We start from the raw sequence: 26,177 nt of genomic DNA on the forward strand, positions 1-26,177 counted from the left end.
TCGTAGCTGTCCATCGTCCAAGTATCACGGGGAGGTGCGCAGCCCGGCATCAGCGGTCCAGCCTCCGAGAGCACAAGATCGTGTTACAAGCTCTAAAGGGGGATTGGCGCTGTCTAGTCCGCCATGAAGATCTCTTTCCTGCTGCACGACGCCTATGGGATCGGAGGCACGATCGCCACCACCTTCAACCTGGCGCGGGCACTGGCCGAGCGGCACGAAGTGGAGATCGTCTCGGTGCTGCGGCCCCGCGAACACCCGAACCTCGCCCTGGACCCGAGAGTGTCCATACGGCCGCTGGTCGACCTGCGGCAGGAGAAGGAACACCCCCTGCATCTCAGACCGGCGAAAGTGTTCCCCGTCGCCGAATACCGCTACCGGCAGTACAGCGAGTTGACCGACCAGCGGATCGGCGCATGCCTGGCGGCGACCGACGCCGACGTCGTCATCGGCACCCGCCCCGGCCTCAACGTGCACCTCGCGCTCCAGGCACCGGAGCACGTCGTCCGCGTCGGGCAGGAGCACCTCACCCTCGACAACCATCCGCCCCGCCTGCGCACCACGCTGCGCCGTGCCTACCGCCGGCTCGACGTGCTCACCACGGTCACCGAGGCGGACGCCGCCGCCTACCGGCGCAAGATGCGGCTGCCGGGGGTCCGGGTGGAGGCCCTGCCGAACAGCGTGCCCGATCCGGTGCTGCCCGCCGCGGACGGCACCGCGAAGGTGGTCGTCGCGGCCAGCCGGCTGGTCCCGGTGAAGCGCTACGACCTGCTCATCGAGGCCTTCGCGCCGGTCGCCGCCGCACACCCGGACTGGCAACTGCGCATCTACGGCAGGGGGGAGGAGCAGGCCCGGCTGCGACAGCTCATCCAGCGCCTGGGCCTGTCCGACAAGGCTCTGCTGATGGGCGCGGCGGCCCCAATGGAGGCCGAGTGGGTCAAGGGCTCGATCGCCGCGTGCGCGTCCGACTTCGAGCCGTTCGGCATGACCATCGTCGAGGCCATGCGCTGCGGCCTGCCCGTGGTGAGCACCGACTGCCCCTACGGCCCCGGCGAGATCATCGAGGACGGCGTCGACGGCCTGCTGGTACCGGTCGGGGACCCCGACGCCCTGGGCGCCGCACTCCTGGACCTCGTCCGCGACGACGAACGGCGCCGGCGGATGGGCCGTACGGCCATGGCGAACGCCCGGCGCTTCGCCCCCGTCCCCGTCGTGGAGCAGGCCGAGCGGCTGATCGACGAGGCGCGGTCGGCGCGCGGGACGGGACGACCGGGCGCTCCCCCGGAAGGCGGCCGAATACAACGCGCCCTGGTCAGCCAGGGCTTCGCCGCACGCGACGCCGCGTACACCGTGGCCTCCGGCGCGCTGCGCACCGTACGGAGGGGACGGCGTTGAACACCGAACCCGACACGAAACCCGACACGACGCGGGGCACGCATCTGCGCGTCGACTGCACGGCCGACGCGGACGGCCGGATCGTCTTCGCCCTCCCGCCGACAGCGGCCGACGGTGCCTGCTCGGCCCGGTTGCTGCTGTGCCCCGAGAAGGGCCAACCGGAGGAGACCGTCCACCTCCTCGACCTGGAACCCGCCGCCGACGGCCGCCTCCTCGCCGTCCTCGAACGACAGCCCGCTCTCACCGAGGGCCGCTGGGACGTCTGCCTCCTGCCCGAACCCGACGCGCCCCGACGACGTCTGCGTCCTGGCCTGCGTGACCTGCGGGCCCTCGTCGACGGCCACACCCGTGACCGGTCGTCGCCGGTGGCGGTGCGCGTCCCGTACGGCACCAAGGACGGCTACCTCGCGGTGCGGGCCTGGCTGCGCACCGCTCACGCGGAGGTCGAGGGCATCGATGTCACCGACCGCTCGATGACGGTCCGAGCCCGACTGCACGGTGCCTCGCTCGCCGAAGGGGCCGCCGTGCGGCTGCGCTTGCGGGGCGACGGCACCGTACGGGTCGTGGAGTTGCGGGGTGGGGGCGACGGGCGGGCGTTCTCCTTCGTCGTGGACTACGCGAACCTGGTCGGCGACGGCGGCACCCGCGATCGGATCTGGGACCTGAGCGTCCAGGCATCCTCCGATGAGGGAGCGGCTCCGATCCGGATCGGCCGCCTCCTGGACGACGTGGCGGACCGCAAGGATGTCTTCGTCTATCCCACGGCCGTGGTCGCCGGTGGCGTCGCGCGTCCCTACTTCACCCTCGACAACGACCTCTCGGTGGAGGTGAAGTGACGCGCGGCCGAGGCTCGCGGACAGAAGCTGACCGCAAGTCTTCCTACGGTCGTTCCATGACGCAGACGCAGAAGATCCTTGTCACCGGTGCCACCGGAACCGTCGGCCGCCAAGTCGTCGCCGAACTCCTGGCCCGCGGCCACGCGGTCCGCGCACTCACCCGGGACGCCGCGCGGGCCGACCTCCCGGCCGGTGTCGAGGTGGTCCAGGGCGACCTGACCGAACCCGAGACCCTGATCCCGGCTCTCGAAGGCGTGAGCGGGCTCCATCTGATCACCTTCGGCGGGGCCTACTTCGCCCCGCTGGAGACGGGCCCCCGCATCCTGGAGGCGGCCCGCGCGGCCGGTGCGCGGCGGGTCACCGTGCTGCACGGCGGCGGGCCGTCCCCGCTGGAGGACGCCGTGCGGGTGGACGACGTCGTGGACTGGACCGTCCTCATGCCGGTCGAGTTCATGGGCAACGCCCTGGAGTGGGCCGACGGCATCGTGGCCGCGGACGAGGTGCGCGAGCCGTTCGTCTCGCGGCTGAGCGCCATGGTCCACGAGGGCGACATAGGGGCTGTCGCCGCGGTTGCGCTCACCGAGGAGGGGCACGGCGGTCAGGAGTACGTGATCACCGGACCCGAACTGCTCACCGTGACCGACAAGGTGGCCGCCGTCGCGGCCGCCCGCGGCCGGGAGATCGCCCTGGTCGAGCTGACCGAGGAACAGGCCGTCGCCCAGTGGCGGGCGGCCGGTCACCCGGAGGACGTGATCGGCTTCCTGCTGGAGGCGTACGGCAACACCCCGGAGGTGGGCCGTACCGTCGTCGACACCGTGGAGAAGGTCACCGGTCGCCAGGCCCGCACCTTCGCCCAGTGGGCCGCCGAGCACGCGGACGTCTTCACGCCGCGGCCGGGCGAGGCGGTGTCGTAGCCCACGCCCCTCGTCCCTGGTCCTGTGTGGCGGCGGCCCCTACCGGTCCGCCGCCATACGGGCCGCCGCGTCATGGACCAGCTGTGCGTGCAGCTCGAACAACGCCACGAGGTCGACGGAGTCGCCGCCCACCTCGCGGTGCACGAACAGGCCGTCGGCGCCTGCGATGGCGTAGGTGGTCAGGGTGTTCACCGCGGCCTCGTCCAGGCTGGGGAACAGGGTCCTCGTCACCTCGGCGATCTTCTGGTGGGTGATCTCACGGACCTGGAGGAAAACCGTGCGGCCCCGTGGCTCGGTGGGGCGCCGCTCCAGGGCGAGCATGAGGCCGAGGCGGAGGAAGTCGGGGGCGTCGACGAGCGACTTCGCCACGTTGGCGGCCATGGCGGTGACCCGCTCCAGGGGCGTACCGACCTTCTCGTCCGGCAGCTGGACGGCCGTGAGCCAGGTCTCGAAGCTGCGCTCGATGACCGCCGCGATCAGGTCGTCCTTGTCCTTGAAGTGCCAGTAGATGGAGCTGGCGGGCAGCCCGCACTTGGCGCTGACGGCCGCGATCGACGTGCCGTCGTAACCGCGCTCACCGGCGATCTCCACAGCGGCGTCGAGGATCCGCTGGCGTGACTCCACCCCGTTCGCCCGCTTCCGGCGCGGCGCCTGTGGCCTGGTCATGGATGCCTCGTGTCTCCCGGTCGGACAAGGGCCGTCGACCCGGACGGGGACGATCGGCCTTCTGAAGCATCCACTCTAATTGGAGCATCCCCTACAGCAGCAGCGGTGCCCTCACCGCGGCGGCGCTCAGCCGACCATGGTGTCCACGACATCGAGGTCCGGCAGCTCCAGCGCGCAGATCCGGGCGGCCTCGTCGGCGGGGATGCCGAACTGCCGCAGCAGACTGACGGCCACCAGGTCCGAGGACGTCGCGTCGTCACGGTCCGGCTGGGCGTGCAGCAGCCAGCCGAGCGCCAGCGCGGCCGCCGCCGTCATCGCGAGGGCCAGGTCCAGGTCCTCCACCTCGAAGCGCCCGGCGTCCACGGCGGTGCGGATGTCGTGGAACGCCCGGGGCGCCAGGCCCTGGTCGGAGTGGGCCAGTTCGGGCCCCTGGCTCAGCAGGACGCGGCTCAGCTCGGGGTGGCGGCGGTGCAGCCGGCCGGTCATCCGGAAGCTCTGGGCGTAGGCCACCGCCGGGTCGTCGATGTCCGCGGTGAGACGGTCCATGAGGTTCCCCCACCACTCCAGCGCGTCCTCGACCGCCGCGCGGAAGAGCTCCTCCTTGCTGTCGAAGTGGTTGTAGAACGACCCCACGCCGATGTCGGCGAGCTCGGTGATCTCCAGGATGGGGACGTCGGTCCGCCCTTCGGCCAGCAGCCGCTGGGCCGCGCCCACCAGGGCTGTGCGCGTGCGTGCCCTGCGTCGGTCGACTCGTCTCGGTGCGGTCCGCTCGGTCATCCCGCCATCCTCCCTCACGCCCCGGGCCCCACTTCACCCCGCACTCTAGTCGGCTCGACTTGTTTCTTGAAGATTTCTTCAGTTCTATTGACTGACGTCAGATTCGGAAGTGAACATTTCTTCAGGAGGTGGTGGCCATGGGCGGCACGCACAACGACCTGCACTCCGAGCAGGGCGCACTCCGGGGCGAGCATCCGGGCCGGGCGGTGAACCCGGTGATCAAGGTCCACGACATCGCGTGGCTGGAGTTCTTCAAGCCCGACCTGGACCGCGCCGAGGCCTTCGCCCAGGCGTTCGGCTTCGTCACGTCGTACCGGGACGGCCGTGAGCTGCACCTGCGGGGCACCCAGGCCGGCGCACCGTGCGTGATCATCCGCAGGGGGCGAAAGTCACGGTTCCTCGGCCCCGCCTTCCGCGCCGCCGAGGCCGGCGACCTGCTGCGGCTGGCCGACGCCACCGGCACCCGGGTGCACCCGCTGCCCCAGCCGGTCGGCGGGTCGGCCGTGGACCTGCTCGACCCCAGCGGCCTGCGGGTCCGCGTCGTCGCCGGCACGGACGAACTGCCCCCGGTGGTGGGCCGGTCGCCGCGGAAGTTCAACTTCGGCGGCGCCCTCGACCGGGCCAACGCCACGCAGCGTCCGCCCCGGGAGCCGGCCGGCGTACGGCGCCTCGGGCACGTGGTCCTGCAGACCACCGGCTATCTGCGCACGCTGAACTGGTACCTGGAGCATCTAGGCCTGATCGTCAGCGACTTCCTCTACTACGAGGGTCAGCGCGAGCGCGGTCCGACGATGAGCTTCATCCGCTGCGACCGCGGCAGCACCCTGACCGACCACCACACCCTGGCCCTGACGCTGGGACCCTCCAACCGGTATGTGCACTCGGCGTACGAGGTCACCGACCTCGACGCGCTCGCCGCCGGCGGCCGGCACCTGCTCGAAGAGGGGTACCGCCGGTCCTGGGGCATCGGCCGGCACATCCAGGGCAGCCAGATCTTCGACTACTGGCGCGACCCCGACGGCTTCCTGGTCGAGCACTTCACGGACAGCGACATGTTCGACTCCACCCTGGAGCCCGGCTGGGCGCCGATGACGGCCTCCGGCCTGGCGCAGTGGGGCCCGCCCGCCACCAAGGACTTCCTGGGCGTGGCACCCGGCCGCGAGTCGCTGGCCGAGCTGCGCTCGATGATCACCGCCCTCCGATCCGACGACAACGAGTTCGACTTCGAACGCCTGCGCGGCCTGTTGAAAGTGGCTACCTCATGACCATCTCCGTCCTTCGTACCCCCGACGCGTGGTGGGTCGCGCTCGACGCACACCGTGCCGTCCCGGTCGAGACCTCCGCGACGACGACCGCCGAACTCCTCGACGACGTGGTCACGATCCACATGGCCCTGGCCGAGGCCCGCTCGGGCACCCTCGCGGCCGAGCCGAGCCGTATCGCCGGACTCCCGCTCGTCTCCCCGGTCACCGCGCCGTGCCGGGTGGTCGCGCAGATGACCAACTACGTCTCCCACGTCCATGACTCGGGCATGAACCCCGAGACCGTCCCGCTGACCTTCTTCCGCAAGACCTCCGGCTCGATCTGCGGCCCGTACGACGAGATCGTCAAGCCGACCCATGTCCGCTTCCTCGACTACGAGATCGAGCTCGGCCTCGTCATCGGACGCCCCCTCGACGTCGGCGCCACCGTGACGGCCGCCAACTGGAAGGACCACGTCGCCGCCTTGGTCGTCACCAACGACCTCTCCGCACGCGACGTACAGCTCCCCAAGACCCAGTTCTACGAGGCCAAGTCCTACCCGACCTTCACCCCGGTCGGCCCCGCCCTGGTCCTGCTCGACGCCGAGGAACTCGACCGGCTCGCCGAGCTCAGGCTGGTCCTCACGGTCAACGGCGAGATCCGCCAGAACAGCGACCTGACCGACATGATCCACCACCCGCTCCAGGCCCTCCAGGAGCTCTCCCGCTTCCAGGCCCTCGCCCCCGGCGACCTCGTCCTCACCGGCACCCCTGGCGGTACGGCCCTCAAGGCGCCGCCCAAGCCGGTCGAGATCATCGGCTCGCTCCTGCCGCCCGCGCTGAAGTGGAAGGCGTTCTTCAACTCCCAGGCGAGGAACCAGAAGTACCTGCGGGACGGCGACGTGGTGGAGCTGTCCATCCGCACCCCCGACGGAGCCCTCGACCTCGGCACCCAGCAGAACAAGGTGAGGTACGCGTGACCACCGAGACCCGCAGCGCCTGGCCGCGCTACGACCACCCCGACGACCTGGCCGTCATCGAGGCGACCCCGCTCACCGACCGCGGACTGCCAGGCACCTCGTACGACCTGCTGCGCCGAGCGGCCGAGCAGTGGCCCGGGCGGACCGCGCTCACCGTCCTGCCCGACGCCGCGTCCTGGCGCACGCCCAGCAGCCGCACCTACGCCGGCCTGCTCGCCGACGTGCACCGCGCGGCCAACGCCCTGCACCGGCTCGGCGTGCGCCGCACCGACGCCGTCGCGCTGCTCTCCCCGAACTGCGAGGAACTGGTCACCGCGCTCCTGGCCGCCCAGCTCGCCGGGATTGCCACACCCGTCAACCCGGCGCTCGCCCGCGACCACGTCGGCGAGCTGATCCGCCGGGCCGGCGCCCGCGTGGTCGTCACCGCCTCCCCGGAACTGGACCCCGAGGCCTTCGCGACCAGTGCCGAACTGGCCCGGCAGGGCCTGGTCGACCACGTGCTCCTCCTGCGCCCCACCGGGGCCGGGCAGGACCACGCGGAGCTGCCGACGGTGGAGAACGCCTCCGTGGCCCGCCTCGCCGACGCCGCGGCCGACTGCCCGCACGAAGAGTTCCTCGGCGAGCCGCCCACCGCCACCGGTCTCGCCGCCTTCTTCCACACCGGCGGCACCACGGGAGCCCCCAGACTCGCCGCGCACACGCACGCCAACGAGATCACCGACGCCTGGATGATCGCGGCCAACTCCGTACTCGACGAGGACTCGGTCGTGTTCGCCGCGCTGCCGCTGTTCCACGTCAACGCCCTCGTCGTCACGCTGCTCGCGCCGCTGCTGCGCGGCCGGCAGGTCGTCTGGGCCGGGCCGCTGGGCTATCGCGACCTCACGCTGTACGCGGAGTTCTGGCGGATCGTCGAGCACTACCGGATCGCCGCGATGAGCGCGGTGCCCACGGTGTACGCGGTGCTGGCCACCTGTCCCGTCGACGGAGCGGACATCGGCTCGATGCGCTGCGCCATGGTCGGCGCCTCCGCGCTGCCGGAAGGCGTGCGGACCGACTTCGAGACGGCCACCGGGATCCCGCTGCTGGAGGGGTACGGCCTGACCGAGGCGACCTGCGCCAGTGTGCGCGGCTTCCTCGACGTCCGCAGGCCCGGCTCGGTCGGCCAGCGGCTGCCGTACCAGGACATCAGGATCGTCGACCCGGACTCGGGCGAGGAACGGGCGCCCGGCGAGGTGGGCGCCATCCTCATCAGCGGCCCCACCGTCTTCCCCGGCTACGTCCAGGGCCGGGACGCCGACGGCTTCCTGATCAGCGATCAGGGCAAGGTGGCCGACGGCTGGCTGGACACCGGCGACCTCGGCCACCTCGACAAGGACGGCTTCCTCCACCTCACCGGGCGGGCCAAGGACCTGATCATCCGCGGCGGCCACAACATCGACCCCGCGGTGATCGAGGACGCCCTGCTCGCGCACCCCGCGGTCACCGGGGCCCAGGCCGTCGGACAGCCGGACCGGCGGGCGGGCGAGGTCCCGGTGGCGTATGTGACGGTCACCGACCCCGCCGTGACCGAGGACGACCTCCGGGCCTGGGCCGCGGCCCACGTCAGTGAGGCGGCCGCCGCCCCCAAGGCCGTCCGCGTCCTCGACGCCCTCCCCGTCACCGCGGTCGGCAAGCCGTACAAGCTTCCGCTCCGAGCCGACGCCGCCCGCCGTGTGCTGACCGACGTCCTCGCCGACCTCGATCACGTGGAAGGCGTCAGCGCCGAGGCCGACTCCGGGTCCGTGACGGTCACCGTCACCCTGCGCCCCTCGACGCCGGCCGGCACAAGGGCCGAAGTCGAGCGCCGGGTCGCCGGCTTCGCCGTGCCCTGCCGGATCGTCGGGCGGCACGGAGGGGACGACTGAGGTGCTCCCCCGAATCGAGGACGCCCCGAGGCCCGGGACGGTCGAGAAACACCGGGTCGCCTCGCGGGTGCGTTGTGCTCCACGCCGTGCGGGGCGGCACGCTGACGTTCACGCGGCACTGCTGCTGCGGGGCATTCCGTGCCGGCACGTCACGTCGTGCTCGCTGCCGAGGCTCGTCCACCAGCGTTCGCAGCACGCCGAGTCGATCTCCGCACGGATGATCGCCTCGGCGGCATCGCCCCCGCGCCCGGCCCGCGCGGCCAGCTCCAGCAGCCAGCGCCGCTGTTCGCCGATCACGGTCTCCCGTACGACGGCGATCACCGGCACGAGGCTGGCGGCGGCGAACAGGCACGCGGCCCAGGCGGGGCCGTAGCGGACTTCGAGGACCGTGGTCCACGCGAGCCCCGCGCTCGTGGCGATGTAGAGGGCGCAGAGGAAACGGCTGGAGCAGTTCATGGGCGTACACCGTCCTTGGGGAGGATCGATACCCCTTGTCCAACTGCTAACGGCCCGTGTGGACTCGGGTGATTTATCCCACCGTGACTGACGCGTCCGTCTTCCCCTGGAACGCGGCGCGATAGGCGTGCGGCGTGGTGCCCACCACCCGGCGGAAGCGCTCACGGAAAGCCGTCGGCGACCCGAACCCGGCCTGCCGTGCGATCCGTTCGATCGGGTGGTCGCTGTTCTCCAGCAGATACTGGGCCCGCCGCACCCGCGCCCGCAGCAGCCACTGGAGGGGAGTGGTCCCGGTCTGCTCACGGAACCGGCGGCTGAAGGTGCGCTCGCTCATCCCCGACCGCCCCGCCATCGCCCCCAGGGTGATCTCCCCGGCCAGATTGTCCTCGAGCCACTCCAGCAGGGGTTCGAGCGCCGAACCGCGTGGCACGGGCGGGTGCTCGTGCACGATGAACTGCGCCTGCCCGCCCTCCCGTTCCAGCGGTACGACGGACATGCGCGCGGTGTGCGCGGCCACGGCCGAGCCCAGGTCCCGCCGGATCATGTGCAGGCACATGTCCAGTCCCGCGGCGGCTCCGGCGGAGGTGAGGATCCGCCCGTTGTCGACGTACAGCACGTCCGGCTCGACATGGACGTCAGGGAAGCGACGCGCCAGGTCGTCCGTGGCCATCCAGTGGGTGGTGGCGCGCAGCCCGTCCAGCAGTCCGGCCTCGGCCAGGACGAAGGCGCCCACGCACACGGAAGCGATCCGGGTACCGGCCTGCGCCGCCTGCCGCAGGGCCGTCACGACCTGGGGGGAGGGCGGCCCGGTGTCGTCGCAGCCCGGCACGATGATCGTGTCCGCGTCCGCCAGCCCGTCGAGGCCACGCTCGATCCGCAGGGCGAAGCCTTCCGTGGGCACCTCAGGCGACTCGGCGCACAGCCGGACCCGGTAGGGGCGGCGGCCGTCCGGCAGCCGGGTCCAGCTGAACATCTGGAAGGGGGCCGCCATGTCGAACGGCACCACGCTGTCGAGAACCAGGATCGCCACGGTGTGCATGTCGGACACCCTAGGCGGATTCCCGCCAGGGGTATAAGGCCAGGTCATGTGAGTGGGCTGGGCCGATGGTGCGGGCAGGGGCGTTGGCGGGAACCCGTTGGAGGCTGTCGTTTCAGCCTCTGTCCGATCATCCGTGACATCCCTAGCGTGGGGCGGGTGACCAAGATCCTCCTCACCCTTCACGTCCTGGCCGCCATCGTCGCCGTCGGCCCCGTCACCGTCGCGGCCAGCATGTTCCCGCCGGCCGCGCGCCGCGTCCCGGCGACGGACGGGGCCGTGGCGGTGGGCACCGTCCGGCTGCTGCACCGCATCTGCCGCGTCTACGCGGCCGTCGGGGTCTCGGTCCCCGTCCTCGGCCTGGCCACGGCACTGGCGATGGGCGTGCTCGGCAGCGGCTGGCTCATCACGTCCATCGCCCTCACCGCCGCGGCCGCCGGCGTCCTGGTCGCCTTCGTTCTGCCCCGCCAGGAGGAACTCCTCGAGCAACTGGGTGCCGAGAGGGCCGTGGAGCACGTGGCCACGGTGCGACTCGCCATGTTCACCGGCGTCTTCAACCTGCTCTGGGCGACAGTCACCGTCCTGATGATCGTCCGGCCCGGTTCGACGACGGGTGCCTGAGGCGACCGTCGGGAGGTGCCTCGACGACGCCGTAGTGCCCGTGCGGCGGCCGTCAAGCGCTCTGGCAGAATTCGTACTTCAGTGTGCGTCGGCGCCTAGACTCGACAGCCGTGCCCAAATGCACACGGGGCCACGACATGAAAGGCGCGTTGACGGGTGTTCCAGGATTCCCCCATTTACGACCGGCTCATCGCGGAGCGCGGCGACATCCCCCTCCAGGTGCGCAGGGAGGCCGAACGCGTCAGCAGGGAAGTCGAGTTCGCCATGCAGCCGCTGCTCCAGTCCGGGCAGTCGCTGCTGCCGCCCGGCGGCCCGGCGGCGGCCCCCGGACGCCCGACGCAACCGGCCCCGACCTGGCAGCGCAGTGCCCTGCCGCCCGGGCCGCAGCAGCGCTGAGCCCGGTCAGGGAACCTTCGCGCCGGCCCCGTTGGCGTGCGGCTGTTCCCCCGAGGCGGGCCGGGCGAGCCACTCGGCGATGCTCAGCGATATCGGCTGGCCCGTGTCCACCTCGATGAACCCGAACTGCCCCGACTGGTTGCACTCCAGGAACCACCACGTGCCGTCGGCGTCCTCGACGAAGTCGAAGGCGCCGTAGGCGAGTTCGGCCTCCCGCATATAGGCGCGGACCGTTTTGGCGACGCGCGGCGCCACCTCGACGGGCTGCCACGGCGCGTTCGAGGCGGCGAAGCGGACGTCCACCTCGGCCTCGGCGTCGGCCACCTTCGCGGCGGCCAGCATTCGCTCGCCCACCACGGTCAGCCGGATGTCGGCCCGCTTGGCGACACGGCGTTGCAGCAGGGTGGGCCCGAACGCGACGGCGGAGAAGTCGGCGTCCGGGGCCACCCTGCTGGTCGGCACCGCGCGGGGCGGATCCTGTGGATGGGAGCCGGAGACCGGCTTGACCACCAGATCCGGATAGCGCGCGGCGAACTCACGGGCGGCCTGCGGGAACGTCGTGATCAACGTGGCCGGAACGGGCAGGCCGCAGCGCTGGGCCAGCCTCAGCTGCCACGGCTTGTAGCGCGCCCGGCGGGCCGCGTCGGGATGGTTCATCCAGCGCACGTCACAGCCGCGCAGCATGCCGTACAGCGCCTGCCCCGCCTCCTCCGTCAGCCAGGGCGACGGCGCGGCCGCGCGCGCCGCCGCCGCTCCCGGCCTGCGCATCCATATCGACCGCAGCCCGTCGACGCTCACCAGGCGTCCCGCGGACGACAGATGGCCGCGGAAGGCACCGTGCACGAACTCACCCGACAGGGCGACCCCGCCGGTCAGGTCGGCGGGATCGAGTCGGACCACCGGGACACCGGACGCGTTCAGGTGCACGACCACCATGTCCGCCGTCACGTCCTCTTCGTTGGTCACAATCAAGACGGTCATCGTCGGCGACCTGCGTTCAGTCGTCGAAGTGGGTCTTCGAGCCCGCCGTGGACGTCGTGGTTCCCAACTCCCGCAAGAGCGCGTGATCACGGGCGGCTATCCGCCCGTCACGCAGCACGTTCAACTGCAGACCGGAGTCGTAGACGTACGCAGCGGTGACCTCCAACTCCGCTGCCGGCCGTGCATAGTTGAGCGCGAACGGTTGCATCGTCTCTCCCTCACAGGTGCTGCTCCGATCGAGCTGGTCGCCCACTGGCGTCACTCACCGCGCCGGCGCTTTTGGGCTCCCTCTTACTTAAACGAATCGAACGAGTGATTGGTTTCCTTACTTTCTGTAACCAGCGGCGTCCGGGGGCCCCGCCTCGGGAGAGCGGCGCAGGGTACGCAGTGCCAGCAAGAGCACGCCGATGTCGTCCAGATACACCGGATCGGGCACCAGATCGGCGGGCAGTACGAAGTACAGGACGGCACCCCAGAACACCCAGCGCGGCCCGGTCGGCAGCCCGGCGCGCCGCATCAGGCGGCGGGTTCGCACGAGCCGCACCAGCAACCGGACGGCCACGGCGAGCACGACGGCCGCCAGGACCACGGCGACGACGATCACCTCGGTGGTCGACCCCACGGACCCTCCTCCTGCCGACGGCGCGCACCGATGCGCACCTGCCGGTCGGATTCCCCCTTGCGGCGGGTGCATTGCATGGCGGCCGTCACTCGGCCGCACACCATCACTCGTCAGGACGGAAGACGCACAATCGGCCCGGTCACCTGCTCGGGCAGGCGCCCGAGCCGTCCACCCACGCACCGATGCGCGCCCGCTCGACGCAGTACGCCCCACTCACGGATACGGCGCAGCCGCACTACGTCCACTGAGGCGGCACGCGGTGCCGCCTCATGCCGGACCGCCCGGGGTCAACGGTCAGCAGACTTCGGCTGCGCCTCGACGGCCTTGCCTTCCTCTGTCTCGCCCGCGTCGGAGGAGGGGGTGGGGGCGGGCGAGGGGGAGGGCCTGCGGGTCCGGGCTGAGCCCTTGAGGCGTTCGAAGGTCCGCGTCAGCTGCTGAAGCGGGGACGCGGCAGGGGAGGCGGGCGACTGGGGCCGGGGCTCGGGTGCGGCGTCGGCGGACTCGCGGAAGGCGGCCAGCGCCGCATGGGCCTGTTCGGCGGCCTCCCGGTACAGGTCGCGGGACTTCGTCATCGCGTCGAGCGCCTCGGCGTACATCGCCACGAGCTTGCGTTCCCGGTCGAGTTCCTCCTCCAGGGTCAGCAGCCGCCAGTCCTCACGCAGCGCGGTGACGGCGTCCTCGGCACCGTCCGGCAACGGACGCGGCAGCGCCGCGAACCGCGTCACGGCGTGGATGAGCTCGGCCGGCTCGGAGCCGTCCAGGAAGACCGTGCGCACGGCGAATTCGTCCGCGTCGTAGCCTTCCGGCACCGGAGACCCGGGCAGCACCACGGCACCGCCGCGCGGCACCTCCACCCCGAACTCCCGCAGCGCCCAGTTCACGACGCGCAGTTGGCTCGGCGCGGCGCGATGCTCGACCACCCGGTGCCGCAGACTCGTCGGCAGCATCCCGGCCAGGGGCGTCAGGCCGCGTTCGTCGGTGGTCATGGCCTCGTGGACGACGACGTGGACGCACCAGCCGTCGCGCGCGGCGTCCCGCAGTATGCGCCGTACCGCCTTGTCGTCCGAAGGCAGGGGGTTGATGTCCGTCAGGCGCAGGCCCGCGACCGCCTCGTGGTCCCAGCCCGCGTCCGGTCCCTGCGGCCAGAACATGGCCACCGGGGACGGCCAGCGCGGATCCCACGGCGCTTCGGCCTCGGCGACCAGCGTCCACTCCTGCCCGTCGCCGAGGTCGCGCCCGACGGTCAGCCGGGCGCGCACGGTCACCGACCCCGCGACACGCCAGCGTGCCTCGAAGACCGAAGCCTGGGCGCCCTCGGTCTCGGGCAGTTCCATGTGGTCGTCGATGGTCCGGCTGTCCTTGAGCTGCTGGAGAGCGGGCCGGAGTACGTCTTCGGCGGCGGGCCCGAGGTGGCGGCCACGGGCCGACCACACCGAGGCGGGAGCGGTGGGGCGGGTGCTGGAGGAGCTGGGCATGGGTCCATCTGCTGGCCGGGGGCACACGTACGCGTACCAGTATCGTCGCCGCAGGAGGATGCCGACGGAGCGGGGGGTGCGCACACGGGGTGTGTGCGGTCCGCACCGGCCGGCCGTCGCTCACTCGTGGTCCGCGCCGCGCCCGGTCATGAGAATGACCCGGTGAGCAGGACCCGCCCACCATCCGCATCGGGGCGGGTCCTGCTCATCGCCGCGATCCCGCTCAGTTGTGGTACGTGATGTAGCCGTTGCCGTCCCGGTCGTTGCCGCTCTTGGTGTAGGAGTGCGAATCCGCCCCGGCGCCCGAGGGCTTGTACAGGTAGATCGAGTCCTTGTCGTTGTTCCACATGAAGTTGCAGTTGTCGCGGTAGACGACGTTGCGCGTGTCGGAGTCCGTGCCGTTGCCGCCCCGGAGCTTCACGTAGTCGCCGGGCTGGAGGTAGTGGTTGGCGGTGAACCTGAACCGGTTGCCGGCCTTGTCCTTCACCACGTAGCCCTTGAGGTTGACCGTGGTGCCGGACGAGTAGTTCTTGAGCGTCAGGTACTCCTCGTCCGTGTTGCCGGTGCGGCAGTTGTTGGAGTCGCGGCCGGGCGCGTCGTACTGGATGCCCTTGATCTTCAGCGCGGACGAGTACTCGGTGGCCTGGGCCGGAACGGCCGACAGCGCGGCGAGGGTGCCGGCCGCGACAGCGGTTGTGGCGAAGATGCGTATGCGCATGGAGAAATACCCCCCTGTATGGAGCTTCTGTGAAGATCAGGAGTGTATGTGGGTCGCGAGCCGACTGGGGCGACTTCACCGGAATGTGAGACAAAAGCGCGTCAGTGCGGGTACGCCCGCGGTGGCCGCTGGCGCGGGAGTTCGTCGCGGAACTCCGCGATGACCGAGCTGACCTGGCGCATCAGCGCGGTGTTCGCGAGCCGGTCGAGATAGAGGTTGCGCCGGGCCAGGGCGGGCGCGTCGACGCAGAAGTACAGGGCCATCAGCGGATTGATGAACAGCTCGCTGTCCTTGGTGCGCTCGGTGAACCGGACGTCGCCGAAGTCGCCGCGTACGGCCGCCGCCACGGAACCCTGGACGATGCTCGGGTGGTCCGGCGTGCACCGCCGGGCGTGCTCGACCGCGTCGAGGAACAGGCTGCCCTCGCGGCTGTGGCGAGGCAGCGAGAAGGTGCCGAGGTAGCCGCCCTCGCGCTCCAGCGCGGCGAGGTTCTCCAGCACGAGGGAGTGGTTGACCCCGTGGTAGGAGTCCACGCCGAACCCGAGACAGGCCACGAGTCGTACCGGGACCTCATCGAGTCCGGACACGGCGGCGAGGCTCGCCATGTCCTCCTCCGGTGTGCCCAGCCCGTGCTCGTCGCCGCGCATCAGGATGTCGGTCCCGCCGTCCACCAGCACGATGGCGTCCACGCCGCCCAGGTGCTCCAGCAGGGCCCGGTAGGCGTCCCTGAGGGGCCGGACGCCGGTGAGCGGGAAGGCGTACACCGTGTCGGGCAGGTCCTGGAGGGCGAGCCAGCCGGCGAGAGCCCGTTCGGGGAAGTAGTCGCCGCGGATGGTGGTGTCCGGGCGTATCGCCGCGACGTCGTGGTCCACCCACACGTCGAGGTCCAGCCCGTACAGATCCGAGAAGGACAGGTTGGCCAGGTGGACCTCCTTGCCGGCCGCCCGCAGCGCGAGGGCCAGCGGCACACCGGCGTACACGTCGAAACCGCCGCCCGCGCCGGCGACGAGAACCCGGCGCGCGTCACGCAGCCGGGTGAAGAAGGGGGGCTCCAGTAGTGAGAACACCGGGGGACGTTAACAGGTGGCGATCACCGCGCAGCCCGTGAAGCCCGTGAGAAGCCGGAGAGGGCCGGGGACGAACCCCCGGCCCTCTCCGGCGTCGTGTCACCGCACGCGACTCACGCGCCGCTCTCGCGCAGCATGTCCTCGCGCTCGACGAGCTTCACGCGCTCGCGGCCCTGCGGCTCGCCCAGTGCCTTCTCGGCGGCGTCGAGCTTGTACCAGCCCTCCCACGTGGTGAAGCGGACCTCGCGCTCGGCGAGGAAGGCGTCCACGGCCTCCGGCTCGGGCGAGACAGGCGTCTGCAGACGGCCGTTCGCGAAGTCGTCCAGGAGGTTGGCCACCGTCTCGTTGGCGTCGCCCTTGGTGTGGCCGATCAGACCCACCGGGCCGCGCCGGATCCAGCCGGTGACATACGTCGACTGAAGGTGCTCGCCGCTCTCCTGTATGACGCGGCCGCCCGCGTCCGGGACCGTGCCCGACTCGATGTCCCAGGGCAGCTTGGGGAGTTTGTCGGAGAGGTAGCCGACGGCGCGGTAGATCGCGGTGACGTCCCAGTCCTTGAACTCGCCGGTGCCCTTGACGTTGCCGGTGCCGTCGAGGGTGGTGCGCTCGGTGCGCAGGCCGACGACCTTGCCGTCCTCGCCGAGGATCTCCGAGGGCGACTCGAAGAAGTGCAGGAAGAGCTTGTGCGGCCGGTTGCCGACGTCGCGGATCGCCCAGTTCTCCAGGGTCTTGGCGACCATGTCGGCCTGCTTGTTGCCGCGCCGGGTCTCGATCGAGCCCTCGTCGTAGTCGATGTCCTCGGGGTCGACGATGACCTCGATGTTGGGGGAGTGGTCCAGCTCCCGCAGCTCCATCGGGGAGAACTTCGCCTGCGCCGGGCCACGGCGGCCGAACACGTGGACCTCCAAGGCCTTGTTGGCCTTCAGTCCGTCGTAGACGTTCGGCGGGATCTCCGTGGGCAGCAGCTCGTCCGCCGTCTTGGCGAGGATGCGGGCCACGTCGAGGGCGACGTTGCCGACGCCGAGGACGGCGACCTTCTCGGCCTGAAGCGGCCAGGTGCGCGGCACGTCCGGGTGGCCGTCGTACCAGGAGACGAAGTCCGCGGCGCCGTACGATCCGTCGAGGTCGATGCCGGGGATCGGCAGCGCCCGGTCGGCCGTCGCGCCGGTGGAGAAGATCACGGCGTCGTAGAACGCGCGCAGGTCGTCCAGGTTGAGGTCCGTCGGGTAGTCGACGTTGCCGAAGAGGCGGATCTGCGGCTTGTCGAGCACCTGGTGGAGGGCCGTGATGATGCCCTTGATGCGCGGGTGGTCGGGCGCCACGCCGTAACGGATCAGGCCGAACGGCGCCGGCATGCGCTCGAAGAGGTCGATGGACACGCCGGGTTCGGCGGCCACGTCGGACTTGAGCAGAGCGTCGGCGGCGTAGATCCCGGCGGGGCCGGCTCCGACGATGGCTACCCGCAGGGGGCGGGGCATGATCAGGGTCCCTTCGAGTGGTGACAAGCGATCTCGTCGGGAAGCCTAAACTAAGGCAAGCCTAAGTCGGTACGCGGGTCCAACCTATGAGCTCATAAATCGATTCTATGGGTAATTCCGGGGTTGCCGTACCACGCGGCGGAACGACAACCCCGGGTCGCCGTCAGCCTATGTGGTAGCTGTCCCCGTACACCTTCCAGTCGAGCGGCGGATCGAGGTCGAGGTTGCCCTCGCGCAGGAAGACCCGCTGGGCCGTGTCGACCCTGCTGGTGTCGCTGTGCGCCTCCTCCTGCTTCATGGCCCACACCCGCGCGTCCAGGAAGGCGTGCAGATAGGTCACCTCGTCGCCGCCCTGCGCCGGCGGCTTGGCCCGGTTCAGGGCGCGCTTACGGATGTTGCGGAAGCCGGCCGGGTCGCTGCCGTCGCCGTGCATGACGATGGCGTCGTAGTACGCGAACTGCCCGAGCACGCGCAGCCCGTCGGTCTTGCCCTGTCGCACGGCCGGGTCGAAGTACACCCGGTCCCGTTCGTCGTTCTGCGCCCGCCGGAACTCCTGGTCCTGCGCGGCCCGGGCCCAGTCGCGGGGGAAGTCCGGGTCGAGTCCGTCGTGCGAGTCGGAGCCGTTCACCCGGCGCAGGGCCGGCAGGTACCGGGCTAGGGCGTTGCCGGGGCGGCGGTGGGCGTACAGCTCGACCAGGTCGAGCATGTCGCCCGTGCCGGAGCAGAAGCCGATGATCCCGGCCGTGTAGCCGCGGCCGTCGCCGATGTCCTCGATGTACTTGTACTGCGCCTTCCAGTCGAGCGAGGAGTTCTCCGCGCTCGACACCAGTTGCATGGCGATCTCCTTCTTCGCCGGGTCGTCGAGGCCCGCGGCGGTGGCGCACAGCGCGGCGGCATGCGGGGAGTTGAGGAGCGGGACCGACGCCAGCGACGCCCCGGACAGGGCGAGGAGGGCGCGGCGGCGCGAGAGGTGCGAGGGGTGCTTCACGGCGGCTCCAAGTGATGGTGGGGGGTGGGGAGTTGGCCGTTGGATACTGATAGGAAAGTTTCCTACCAGAAGCGGAGTGCGAGGGGCACCGGTCGCGTCAAAGGTTCGTACCTATGCACAAACAGCCGCGGGACTACGGCAGCGGCTGCTCCGCCCAGATCACCTTGCCCGCGGGCAGATAACGCGTGCCCCAGCGGTCGGCCAGCTGCGCGACCAGGAACAGTCCGCGCCCGCCCTCGTCCGTCATGGTCGCGTACCGCAGATGCGGCGAGGTGCTGCTGCTGTCGAAGACCTCGCAGATCAGACTGCGGTCGCGCAGCATCCGCACCCGGATCGGCTCACCGCCGTACCGGATCGCGTTGGTGACCAGCTCGCTCAGGATGAGTTCCGTGGTGAACGACAGCTCCTCCAGGCCCCACACCTGAAGAGTCCGGGTCACGGCCGAGCGCACCTGGCCCACGGCCGCCGGATCGGACGGCACCTGCCACTCGGCGACCAGGTCCGTCCCGAGCGCCCGGGTACGCGCCACGATCAGTGCGATGTCGTCGCTCGCCCGGCCCGGCTGCCGGGCCTCCAGTACGGCCTGGCAGGTCTCCTCCGGTGACCGGCCGGCCCGGGCCAGCGCGGCGCGCAGCAGCTCCAGACCCTCGTCGATGTCCCGCCCCCGGTCCTCCACGAGCCCGTCCGTGTAGAGCACCAGCCGGCTGTCCTCGGCCAGCTCCAGCTCGGCCGTCTCGAACGGCAGCCCGCCCAGACCGAGCGGCGGACCGGCGGGGACGTCCGGGAAGTCGACCGAGCCGTCCGGCTGGATCAGGGCCGGCGGCGGATGGCCGGCGCGGGCGATCGTGCACCGCTGGGACACCGGGTCGTACACCGCGTACAGACAGGTCGCTCCGGTCACCGGGGCGGTGTCGGCGTCCTCCTCCGTCTCGTCCTGGTCGATCCGGGCGACCAGCTCGTCCAGGAGCGCGAGCAGTTCGTCGGGCGGCAGGTCCAGGGCGGAGAAGTTGTGCACCGCCGTCCGCAGCCGGCCCATCGTGGCCGCCGCGTGCAGCCCGTGGCCCACGACGTCCCCCACCACCAGCGCGACCCGCGCACCGGACAGCGGCAGCACGTCGAACCAGTCCCCGCCGACACCGGCCTGCGCCGGCAGATACCGGTAGGCGATGTCGAGCGCGTTCTGCTCGGGCAGGCTGCGCGGCAGCAGACTGCGCTGGAGCGTCACCGCCATGCTGTGCTCGCGCGTGTACCGACGGGCGTTGTCGATGGACACCGCGGCCCGGGCGACCAGTTCCTCGGCGAGAGCCACCTCGTCGGCGTCGAACGGCTCGGCCTTCCGCGACCGCCAGAAGCTCACCACACCCAGCACCAGGGACCCCGCCCGGAGCGGCACCGCGACCAGCGAGTGGATGCCGAAGTCCACCACCTGCGCCGACCGCTCCGGATCCTGGGCACGCCAGCCCGGCGCCTCCTCCAGCCGCGGCTCGACGACGGCCTGCCCGTCCTTCAGCGCGCGTGCCTGCGGTGAGGAGTCCACGAACCGGATCTCCTCGCCCACCGGGTACAGCGGCGCGTCCTTGCGTATGCCGCCGCACGCCGTGCGGCGCAGCCGCGTCACGCCCTCCGGCTGCCCGCCGCCCAGCACGGCCTCGAACAGGTCGACGGTGGCGAAGTCCGCGAACCGGGGCACCGCCAGCTCCGCCAGTTCCTCGGCGGTCCGGGTGACGTCCAGGCTGGTGCCGATGCCCACACCGGCGTCGTACAGCATGTTCAGACGCTCGCGGGCCTCCTCGGCGCGGCCGGACAGGGCCCGCAGCTCGGTCGAGTCGCGCAGCGTGGCGACGCTGCCGGACGGGCGGCCCCGGAGCGTGGTGGGGCGCTGGTTGACCGCCAGCAGCCGGTCCTTGACCAGGTGCACCTCGTCGGTGGCCATTCGGCCTGAGTCCAGCAGTTCGGCGGTGTCCGGCGCGAGGCCGAGGTGCAGCACCCTGCGGCCCTCGGCGTCCGCGGGCAGATCGAGCAGCCGGTGCGCCTCGTCGTTGGCGAGCAGCAGCCGCCCTTCGGTGCCGACGATGATCACGCCCTCCCGGACGGCGTGCAGAACGGCGTCGTGGTGCTCGTACATCCGGGTCATCTCGTCCGGCCCCAGACCGTGCGTCTGCCGCAGCAGCCGCCTGCTGACCAGCGCCGTACCCGCCGTGGCCAGGGCGAGTGCCACCGCCGCGGCGGTGAGGACGAGCGGCAGCTGCCGGTCCGCCGTGCCGCCCACCGTCGCCGTCGTGATTCCGGCCGACACCAGCCCGACGACCTTCCCGTCGGGATCCTCGACCGGGACCACGGCCTGCACCAGCGGCCCGATGGTGCCGGTGATCTGCTCGGTCACGACCCGGCCCTGCAGAGCCGGTTCCAGGTTCCCGACGAACTTCTTCCCGATCCGGTCCGTCTTCGGGTGGGTGTAGCGGATGCCGTCGGTGTTCATGACGACGATGAAGTCCACGCCCGTCGCCTCGCGCGCCGCCTCCGCCCGTGGTTGCAGCACGGCCGTGGGGTCGGGGCCGTCCAGCGCCTCCCGGGTGCCGGGAGCGTTGGCGAACGACTCGGCGACCGCCACCGAACGGTTGCGGGCCTCCTCAGTGGTGTCGTACCGCACCTGGAGCACCAGGGCCACCACCGCGGCGACCACCAGCAGCAGCACGATCACCACTTGCAGCACGAACACCTGACCTGCGACGCTGCGCCCACCGAGCGTCGCCCGCACCCCGGGGAACCGTCCCTGGCGCTGCTCCTCGCGCGGCAGCACGCCCGCGGACACCCCGCGGACGCGGCCGGGCGCCTCCCCTGTGCGCACACCGCTCGGACGACGGGCCGACCGGGCCCCGGAGCGACCCCATAGTCGGACCATGTGCCCATGTCTACACTGCCGGGCCTTCGGAGGCGAGAGACGCAACAGCCCGTGACAGCGCATGCCGCGTCCCCCACACATCCGCCACAGGTGTGAAGCGCAGGATCCGCGCAACTCCCGCCCCCGCAACAGGGTTACGCCGCCGGATCCCGGCCGCTCGCGGGGTCACTTCCGGCGCGGGGCGGCGGCCCGTCGGGTGGCCAGCAGCAGCGCGATGTCGTCGGGGCGGTCGGCCGAGTGCCGGGCGGCCGCGGTCAGCCGGTCGGCGACGCCCGCCAGCGTCCGCCCGCCGGGCCGGGCACCGGGCGCACCGGCCTTGGCCAACGCCACCCGCAGCGCGCTGATCCCGTCGTCGATGTCGACCCCGGGCCGCTCCACCAGCCCGTCCGTGTAGAGCGCCAGGACGGCGCCCGGCTCCATCCGCAGCTCCGCCACCGGATAGGTGGCCTGCGGGTCCACGCCGAGCACCACCCCGCCGGGCAGGTCGACGACCTGCGTGCGGCCGTCCGGGCGGCGCAGCAGCGGCGGCGGATGCCCGGCCACGGCGGCCTGGGCGATGCCGGTCGCGGGGTCCAGCCGGATGTAGCAGCAGCTCGCGAACAGACCGGCGTCGAGGTCGATGAGCAGGTGATTGGTGCCGCTCATGACTTCGTCGGGCGGCCGGTCGCCGAGGGCGAAGGCCCGCACGGCGCTGCGCAGCTGGCCCATGGTGGCCGCCGCCTGCACCCCGTGCCCCTGCACATCGCCGATGACCAGGGCCAGCCCGTCGCCGGCGGCGACGACGTCGTACCAGTCGCCGCCGACCTCCATGCCCTGGGTGCCGGGGAGATAGCGTCCGGCGGTCTCCATCAGCGGGTGCTGCGACAGCCGCCGCGGAAGCAGCGCCTGCTGCAGCCCCCTGGCCAGCGCGGCCTCGCTCTCGTAGCGCTGCGCCTTCTCCATGGCGTGGGCGATCAGCCCGGCCATGGCGGTGAGCACCGTGCGTTCCTCGGTGCTGAAGCCGCGCGGCCGGTCGAAACCGAGGATGCAGGAGCCGACCGGACGCCCGGAGGCGATCAGCGGCAGGAAGGCGCGCGCGCCCTCCGTCGCGTCCAGCGCGATCCCCGGATAGGCGTCGGCGAGCTGCTGCATCGAGTCGAAGAACAGCGGGCGCCCGCTGGTCAGCGTCTCGACCCCCGGCAGCCGCTCGTCCAGCCCCACTCCGTCGAACGGGGCGAGGAACCCCTTGGGGAAGCCGGTCTCCCAGGCCAGGTACAGATGCCGCTCCTGGAGCAGATAGATGGCCAGCCGACGCCCGCCGAACGCGGGCAGCAGCTCCCGCATCACCACGGCGGACACCTGGCGGGCGGTGACCGCCTCGGTGAGTGCGATGGCGAGCACGATGGGCCGGTACAGGGGGCTGAGCGACGGAGCGCCGGCCGGTTCCGGCGCGCCGAGCGCATCGGGCAGGGCGGGGGCGGACGGGCTGTCCGCCACCCGGTGGCCCAGCCGGATCGTGCAGGTCAGCAGGTCCGGGCCGGGATAGACGGACAGGGCCAGCCAGTCGCCCGCGATGGCGGGCGCGGCGGGCTCACGTCCATGGGCGGACGGTCTGCGGACATGGAAGTGCACCGGGTCCGGGGACAGCAGCGCTCCACGCAGATGGTCCTCGAGGGTGGGCTGATTGAGCCACGGCACGCCCTCCCACAGGGGCCGGCCCAACAGCTCGGTGCGCGGCCGGCGCAGCAGCCGGGCCGCGTGCGGATTCGCGTAGACGACCGCCCCGAGCCGGTCCAGGCACAGCACCCCGTCCGGCAGCAGATCGGCCGCCGCGTCCGCCACCGTGCCGGGCCCCGGGTCCAGGACGACACCCCGTACGGTCGCCGCCCGGGGCAGGCCCGAGTCGTCGTACGGTCCCCAGACCTCGACCAGCCGGGGCGCACCGTCGGGGCCGCGCACGACCAGCGGCAGGGCGGGCGGACGGCCACCGGCCGCCTCCCGCAGCGCCGCCAGGATCCGCTCCGCGTCCCCCGGAGCGACCGCGTCCGCGAACCCTTCCGCGGTGCCGTGGGCCTCGGCCGCGGCCGAACCCAGTTCGACGTTCAGGCGCTCGTCCGCCGTCAGGAGACCGCTCACCGGATCCCAGGCGAACCGTCCGAGGTGCCCGGAGGGCGGGCGGCTCGCGGGCGGCCGGACACACAGGGGCCCGCCCTCCCAGGCCACCGCCGACGGGTCCTGGTCCTCCAGCTTCTCCAGGGCCGTGCCCAGCTCCTCGGCGAGCTGCGCCATGCGCTCGCGCACAGGCAGCAGCTCCGTGGCGTCCGCCGCCGACGGCAGCAGCGCCGTCAGCACTCCGTAGATGCTCGACCGGCCCGCGACGGGCGCGTACAGGGAGCCGAACGGGAAGGGCAGACCGGCCGCGTACTGCGGATAGCGGCGCATCGCCTCCGTGGCGTTCGGCAGCACGACCTCGACGCCGAGCCGGTAGGCGTCCGCCACGGGGAACGGCCGGTCCACGTGCACGCGCCACCATGGCCGGAACAGCGGGCCGGGCAACCCTTCCAGCACCGCCAGCCGCAGCAGCCCGGGCGTGCCGGAGCGCAGATATACCCCGCCGACGCGACCACCGGCCGCGCTGATCGCCTCCGCCGAGGCATCGATCAGCAGCGCCGCCAGCCTGCCGGGCGTGCGCTCTGCGCCTTCGGCGCTCCCAGTCATCGGCCCTACCTCGTCCGTACGCCTTCACGCGCGCGACACAGCAAGAATGCGCCACGAGCCCCCTCGCCCGCACCTGGGGCGGCCCACTTCGCCGCCTCGCCGAGCCGCCGCCGCACCGTGGGCCGGGTACCCAGCGGACCCGGACCGACGCCGTTCGGCCGCCGGCGCGCGCCGGCGGCCCCGGTCCGAAAAGCGCCCCGGGTGCGAGGCACCGTCTGAATTCTCCGGCGCCGGGACGCCCGGCCCGAAACCGCGCACGGGCCCGCCCCGTTGTCGGTGCGAGACCCGAGCTCCTCGGGAAGACTCGGGAACTGACCGCCGGGCGCAGCACAGGCAGGAGACCGACCATGGAGTACTACGACCTCGGCACCTACACCCGCTCCGTGACCACGTCCTCCGCCCAGGCGCAGCTCTGGTTCGACCGCGGTCTGACGTGGACGTACGCCTTCCACCACGAGGAGGCCGTCGCCTGCTTCGAGGCCGCAGCGCAGGCCGATCCGGACTGCGCCATGGCCCACTGGGGCATCGCCTACGCACTCGGCCCGAACTACAACAAACCCTGGGAGTTCTTCGACGAACAGGACCTCGTCCGCACCGTCGACCGTACCCACGCCGCCGTGGAGCTGGCGCACGAGAAGGCGGCGGCCGCCACCCCGGTGGAACAGGCTCTGATCGCCGCACTGCGCGCCCGCTACCCGCAGGCGAAGGCCGTCGAGGACTGCTCGGTCTGGAACGCCCCCTACGCCGACAGCATGCGCACGGTCTACGAGCACGCCCCGGACGACCCGGACATCGCGACCCTGTACGCCGACGCCCTGATGAACCTCACGCCCTGGCAGCTGTGGGACCTGAGGACGGGCGAACCGGCCGAGGGCGCCCGTACCGCGGAGGCCAAGGCCGTCCTCGACCGTGCTCTGGCCACCGACGCGGGACGCGAGCACACGGGGGTGGTCCACATGTACATCCACCTGATGGAGATGTCCCCGACCCCCGAGGCGGCCCTGGCCGTCGCGGACCGGCTGCGCGGCCTGGTTCCGGACGCCGGGCACCTGCTGCACATGCCCTCGCACCTGGAGGTGCTGTGCGGCGACTACCGACGGGTGGTCTCCGACAACACCGCGGCGATCGCGGCCGACGAGAAATACCACGCCCGGGCCGGGGCGATGAACTTCTACACCCTGTACCGCTCGCACAACTACCACTTCAAGATCTACGGCGCGATGTTCCTCGGCCAGAGCCAGGTCGCCCTCGACACCGCGGCGCAACTGGAGGCGTCCATCCCGGAAGACCTGCTGCGCGTGCCGAGCCCGCCCATGGCCGACTGGCTGGAGGCGTTCCTCGCCATGCGGGTGCACGTCCTGATCCGCTTCGGCCGCTGGGACGACATCCTGGACCTGCCGATGCCCGCCGACCCCGAGCTGTACTGCATGACGACGGCGATGCTCCACTACGCCCGGGGCGTCGCCCTCTCCGCCACCCACCGCGTCCCCGAGGCCGACGCCGAACGCCGGCTCTTCCACGCGGCCGTCGCCCGGGTCCCCGAGACCCGCATGCTCTTCAACAACACCTGCGCCGACATCCTCGCCGTCGCCTCGGCGATGCTCGACGGCGAACTGGAGTACCGCAAGGGCAACCACGACGCCGCCTTCGCCGCCCTGGAACGCTCCATCGACCTGGACGACAACCTCCCCTACGACGAGCCGTGGGGCTGGATGCAGCCCACCCGGCACGCCTATGGCGCCCTCCTGCTCGAACAGGGACGCGTCGAGGAGGCGGAAGCGGTCTACCGGGCCGACCTGGGCCTCGACGGGACTCTCCCGCGCCCGTTGCAGCACCCCGGGAACGTCTGGTCCCTGCACGGACTGCACGAGTGCCTGATGCGCCTTGGCCGGACGGGGGAGGCACAGATGCTGGCCCAGCAGCTGCGTCTGGCCGCCGCGCTGGCGGACGTACCGATCGAGGCCTCCTGCTTCTGCCGACTCGACACGACCACCCGGGCGGCCGCCCACGGGGACTGCTGCGCCGGTTGA

At 71.8% G+C, this 26,177-nt stretch carries 23 protein-coding genes; 9 read left to right on the forward strand and 14 right to left on the reverse strand.

The window, feature by feature from the left end; translation table 11 throughout:
- The first annotated feature begins 123 nt into the window (after positions 1–123).
- The 3 genes from ACZ4UU_RS28325 to ACZ4UU_RS28335 are packed head-to-tail and all read left to right on the forward strand — an operon-like array spanning position 124 to position 3,142.
- Positions 124–1,392 (forward strand): glycosyltransferase family 4 protein, encoded by a 1,269-nt coding sequence (locus ACZ4UU_RS28325; protein WP_471906190.1) that lies wholly within the window; start codon positions 124–126, stop codon positions 1,390–1,392.
- A complete protein-coding gene (locus ACZ4UU_RS28330; RefSeq protein WP_471906191.1) occupies positions 1,389–2,228 on the forward strand; it encodes a transferase in 840 nt (279 codons plus the stop codon). Before ACZ4UU_RS28325 ends, ACZ4UU_RS28330 begins: the two co-directional genes overlap by 4 nt.
- Before the next feature lie 56 nt (positions 2,229–2,284).
- Positions 2,285–3,142, forward strand: coding sequence for an SDR family oxidoreductase (locus ACZ4UU_RS28335; protein ID WP_471906192.1), 858 nt, complete (start codon positions 2,285–2,287; stop codon positions 3,140–3,142).
- Positions 3,143–3,181: 39 nt separating this feature from the next.
- Here ACZ4UU_RS28335 and ACZ4UU_RS28340 read toward each other — a convergent pair whose 3' ends face one another.
- Entirely contained in the window at positions 3,182–3,808 is a 627-nt protein-coding gene (locus tag ACZ4UU_RS28340; RefSeq protein ID WP_471906193.1) for a TetR/AcrR family transcriptional regulator, read from the reverse strand.
- Positions 3,809–3,934: 126 nt separating this feature from the next.
- Positions 3,935–4,585 carry a TetR/AcrR family transcriptional regulator gene (locus ACZ4UU_RS28345; protein ID WP_471906194.1) on the reverse strand — a complete coding sequence of 217 codons (651 nt, stop codon included), beginning with the start codon at positions 4,583–4,585 and terminating at the stop codon, positions 3,935–3,937.
- Between the two features lie 137 nt (positions 4,586–4,722).
- On the opposite strand from ACZ4UU_RS28345, the gene ACZ4UU_RS28350 reads away from it, so the two are divergent.
- The 3 genes from ACZ4UU_RS28350 to ACZ4UU_RS28360 are packed head-to-tail and all read left to right on the forward strand — an operon-like array spanning position 4,723 to position 8,710.
- Positions 4,723–5,850 (forward strand): VOC family protein, encoded by a 1,128-nt coding sequence (locus ACZ4UU_RS28350; protein WP_471906195.1) that lies wholly within the window; start codon positions 4,723–4,725, stop codon positions 5,848–5,850.
- The gene (locus ACZ4UU_RS28355; RefSeq protein WP_471906196.1) at positions 5,847–6,806 is read left to right on the forward strand and encodes a fumarylacetoacetate hydrolase family protein; all 960 of its coding nucleotides are present in this window, start codon (positions 5,847–5,849) and stop codon (positions 6,804–6,806) included. The genes ACZ4UU_RS28350 and ACZ4UU_RS28355 overlap by 4 nt, the downstream gene beginning before the upstream one ends.
- The gene (locus ACZ4UU_RS28360) at positions 6,803–8,710 is read left to right on the forward strand and encodes an acyl-CoA synthetase (RefSeq protein ID WP_471906197.1); all 1,908 of its coding nucleotides are present in this window, start codon (positions 6,803–6,805) and stop codon (positions 8,708–8,710) included. Before ACZ4UU_RS28355 ends, ACZ4UU_RS28360 begins: the two co-directional genes overlap by 4 nt.
- Positions 8,711–8,818: 108 nt before the next feature.
- Here the strand turns inward: ACZ4UU_RS28360 and ACZ4UU_RS28365 are convergent, their stop codons facing one another.
- The gene (locus ACZ4UU_RS28365) at positions 8,819–9,166 is read right to left on the reverse strand and encodes a hypothetical protein (RefSeq protein WP_471906198.1); all 348 of its coding nucleotides are present in this window, start codon (positions 9,164–9,166) and stop codon (positions 8,819–8,821) included.
- A gap of 73 nt (positions 9,167–9,239) precedes the next feature.
- Entirely contained in the window at positions 9,240–10,205 is a 966-nt protein-coding gene (locus tag ACZ4UU_RS28370) for a GlxA family transcriptional regulator (protein WP_471906199.1), read from the reverse strand.
- 156 nt (positions 10,206–10,361) lie between these two features.
- Here ACZ4UU_RS28370 and ACZ4UU_RS28375 point away from each other — a divergent pair, with 156 nt between their 5' ends.
- A complete protein-coding gene (locus ACZ4UU_RS28375; protein WP_471906200.1) occupies positions 10,362–10,823 on the forward strand; it encodes a DUF2269 family protein in 462 nt (153 codons plus the stop codon).
- Positions 10,824–10,979: 156 nt separating this feature from the next.
- Complete coding sequence (locus ACZ4UU_RS28380) at positions 10,980–11,219, forward strand: hypothetical protein (RefSeq protein WP_471906201.1); 240 nt, start codon at positions 10,980–10,982, stop codon at positions 11,217–11,219.
- Between the two features lie 6 nt (positions 11,220–11,225).
- Here ACZ4UU_RS28380 and tgmB read toward each other — a convergent pair whose 3' ends face one another.
- The 10 genes from tgmB to ACZ4UU_RS28430 all read right to left on the reverse strand — a co-directional run bounded on the left by tgmB (position 11,226) and on the right by ACZ4UU_RS28430 (position 24,147).
- Positions 11,226–12,200 carry an ATP-grasp ribosomal peptide maturase gene (gene tgmB / locus ACZ4UU_RS28385; RefSeq protein ID WP_471906202.1) on the reverse strand — a complete coding sequence of 325 codons (975 nt, stop codon included), beginning with the start codon at positions 12,198–12,200 and terminating at the stop codon, positions 11,226–11,228.
- Between the two features lie 16 nt (positions 12,201–12,216).
- Entirely contained in the window at positions 12,217–12,408 is a 192-nt protein-coding gene (gene tgmA, locus ACZ4UU_RS28390; protein WP_217206879.1) for a putative ATP-grasp-modified RiPP, read from the reverse strand.
- 117 nt (positions 12,409–12,525) lie between these two features.
- Positions 12,526–12,822 carry a DUF1232 domain-containing protein gene (locus ACZ4UU_RS28395; protein ID WP_234761062.1) on the reverse strand — a complete coding sequence of 99 codons (297 nt, stop codon included), beginning with the start codon at positions 12,820–12,822 and terminating at the stop codon, positions 12,526–12,528.
- Positions 12,823–13,109: 287 nt separating this feature from the next.
- Entirely contained in the window at positions 13,110–14,297 is a 1,188-nt protein-coding gene (locus tag ACZ4UU_RS28400; RefSeq protein ID WP_471906203.1) for a hypothetical protein, read from the reverse strand.
- A 223-nt stretch (positions 14,298–14,520) separates the two neighbouring features.
- Complete coding sequence (locus tag ACZ4UU_RS28405; RefSeq protein WP_471906204.1) at positions 14,521–15,015, reverse strand: lamin tail domain-containing protein; 495 nt, start codon at positions 15,013–15,015, stop codon at positions 14,521–14,523.
- Between the two features lie 101 nt (positions 15,016–15,116).
- Positions 15,117–16,082: a DUF1152 domain-containing protein gene (locus tag ACZ4UU_RS28410; RefSeq protein WP_471906205.1), complete on the reverse strand. Its 966-nt coding sequence runs from the start codon at positions 16,080–16,082 to the stop codon at positions 15,117–15,119.
- Positions 16,083–16,195: 113 nt separating this feature from the next.
- The gene (locus tag ACZ4UU_RS28415) at positions 16,196–17,560 is read right to left on the reverse strand and encodes an FAD-dependent oxidoreductase (protein WP_471906206.1); all 1,365 of its coding nucleotides are present in this window, start codon (positions 17,558–17,560) and stop codon (positions 16,196–16,198) included.
- Between the two features lie 163 nt (positions 17,561–17,723).
- Positions 17,724–18,548 (reverse strand): chitosanase, encoded by an 825-nt coding sequence (locus ACZ4UU_RS28420; RefSeq protein ID WP_471906207.1) that lies wholly within the window; start codon positions 18,546–18,548, stop codon positions 17,724–17,726.
- Positions 18,549–18,681: 133 nt separating this feature from the next.
- Positions 18,682–21,450, reverse strand: a complete 2,769-nt coding sequence (locus tag ACZ4UU_RS28425) for a SpoIIE family protein phosphatase (protein WP_471906208.1) — start codon at positions 21,448–21,450, stop codon at positions 18,682–18,684.
- Between the two features lie 165 nt (positions 21,451–21,615).
- Entirely contained in the window at positions 21,616–24,147 is a 2,532-nt protein-coding gene (locus ACZ4UU_RS28430) for a SpoIIE family protein phosphatase (RefSeq protein WP_471906209.1), read from the reverse strand.
- Positions 24,148–24,494: 347 nt separating this feature from the next.
- On the opposite strand from ACZ4UU_RS28430, the gene ACZ4UU_RS28435 reads away from it, so the two are divergent.
- Complete coding sequence (locus tag ACZ4UU_RS28435; protein WP_471906210.1) at positions 24,495–26,177, forward strand: tetratricopeptide repeat protein; 1,683 nt, start codon at positions 24,495–24,497, stop codon at positions 26,175–26,177.

The organism is Streptomyces sp. NPDC028907, from assembly GCF_055564995.1.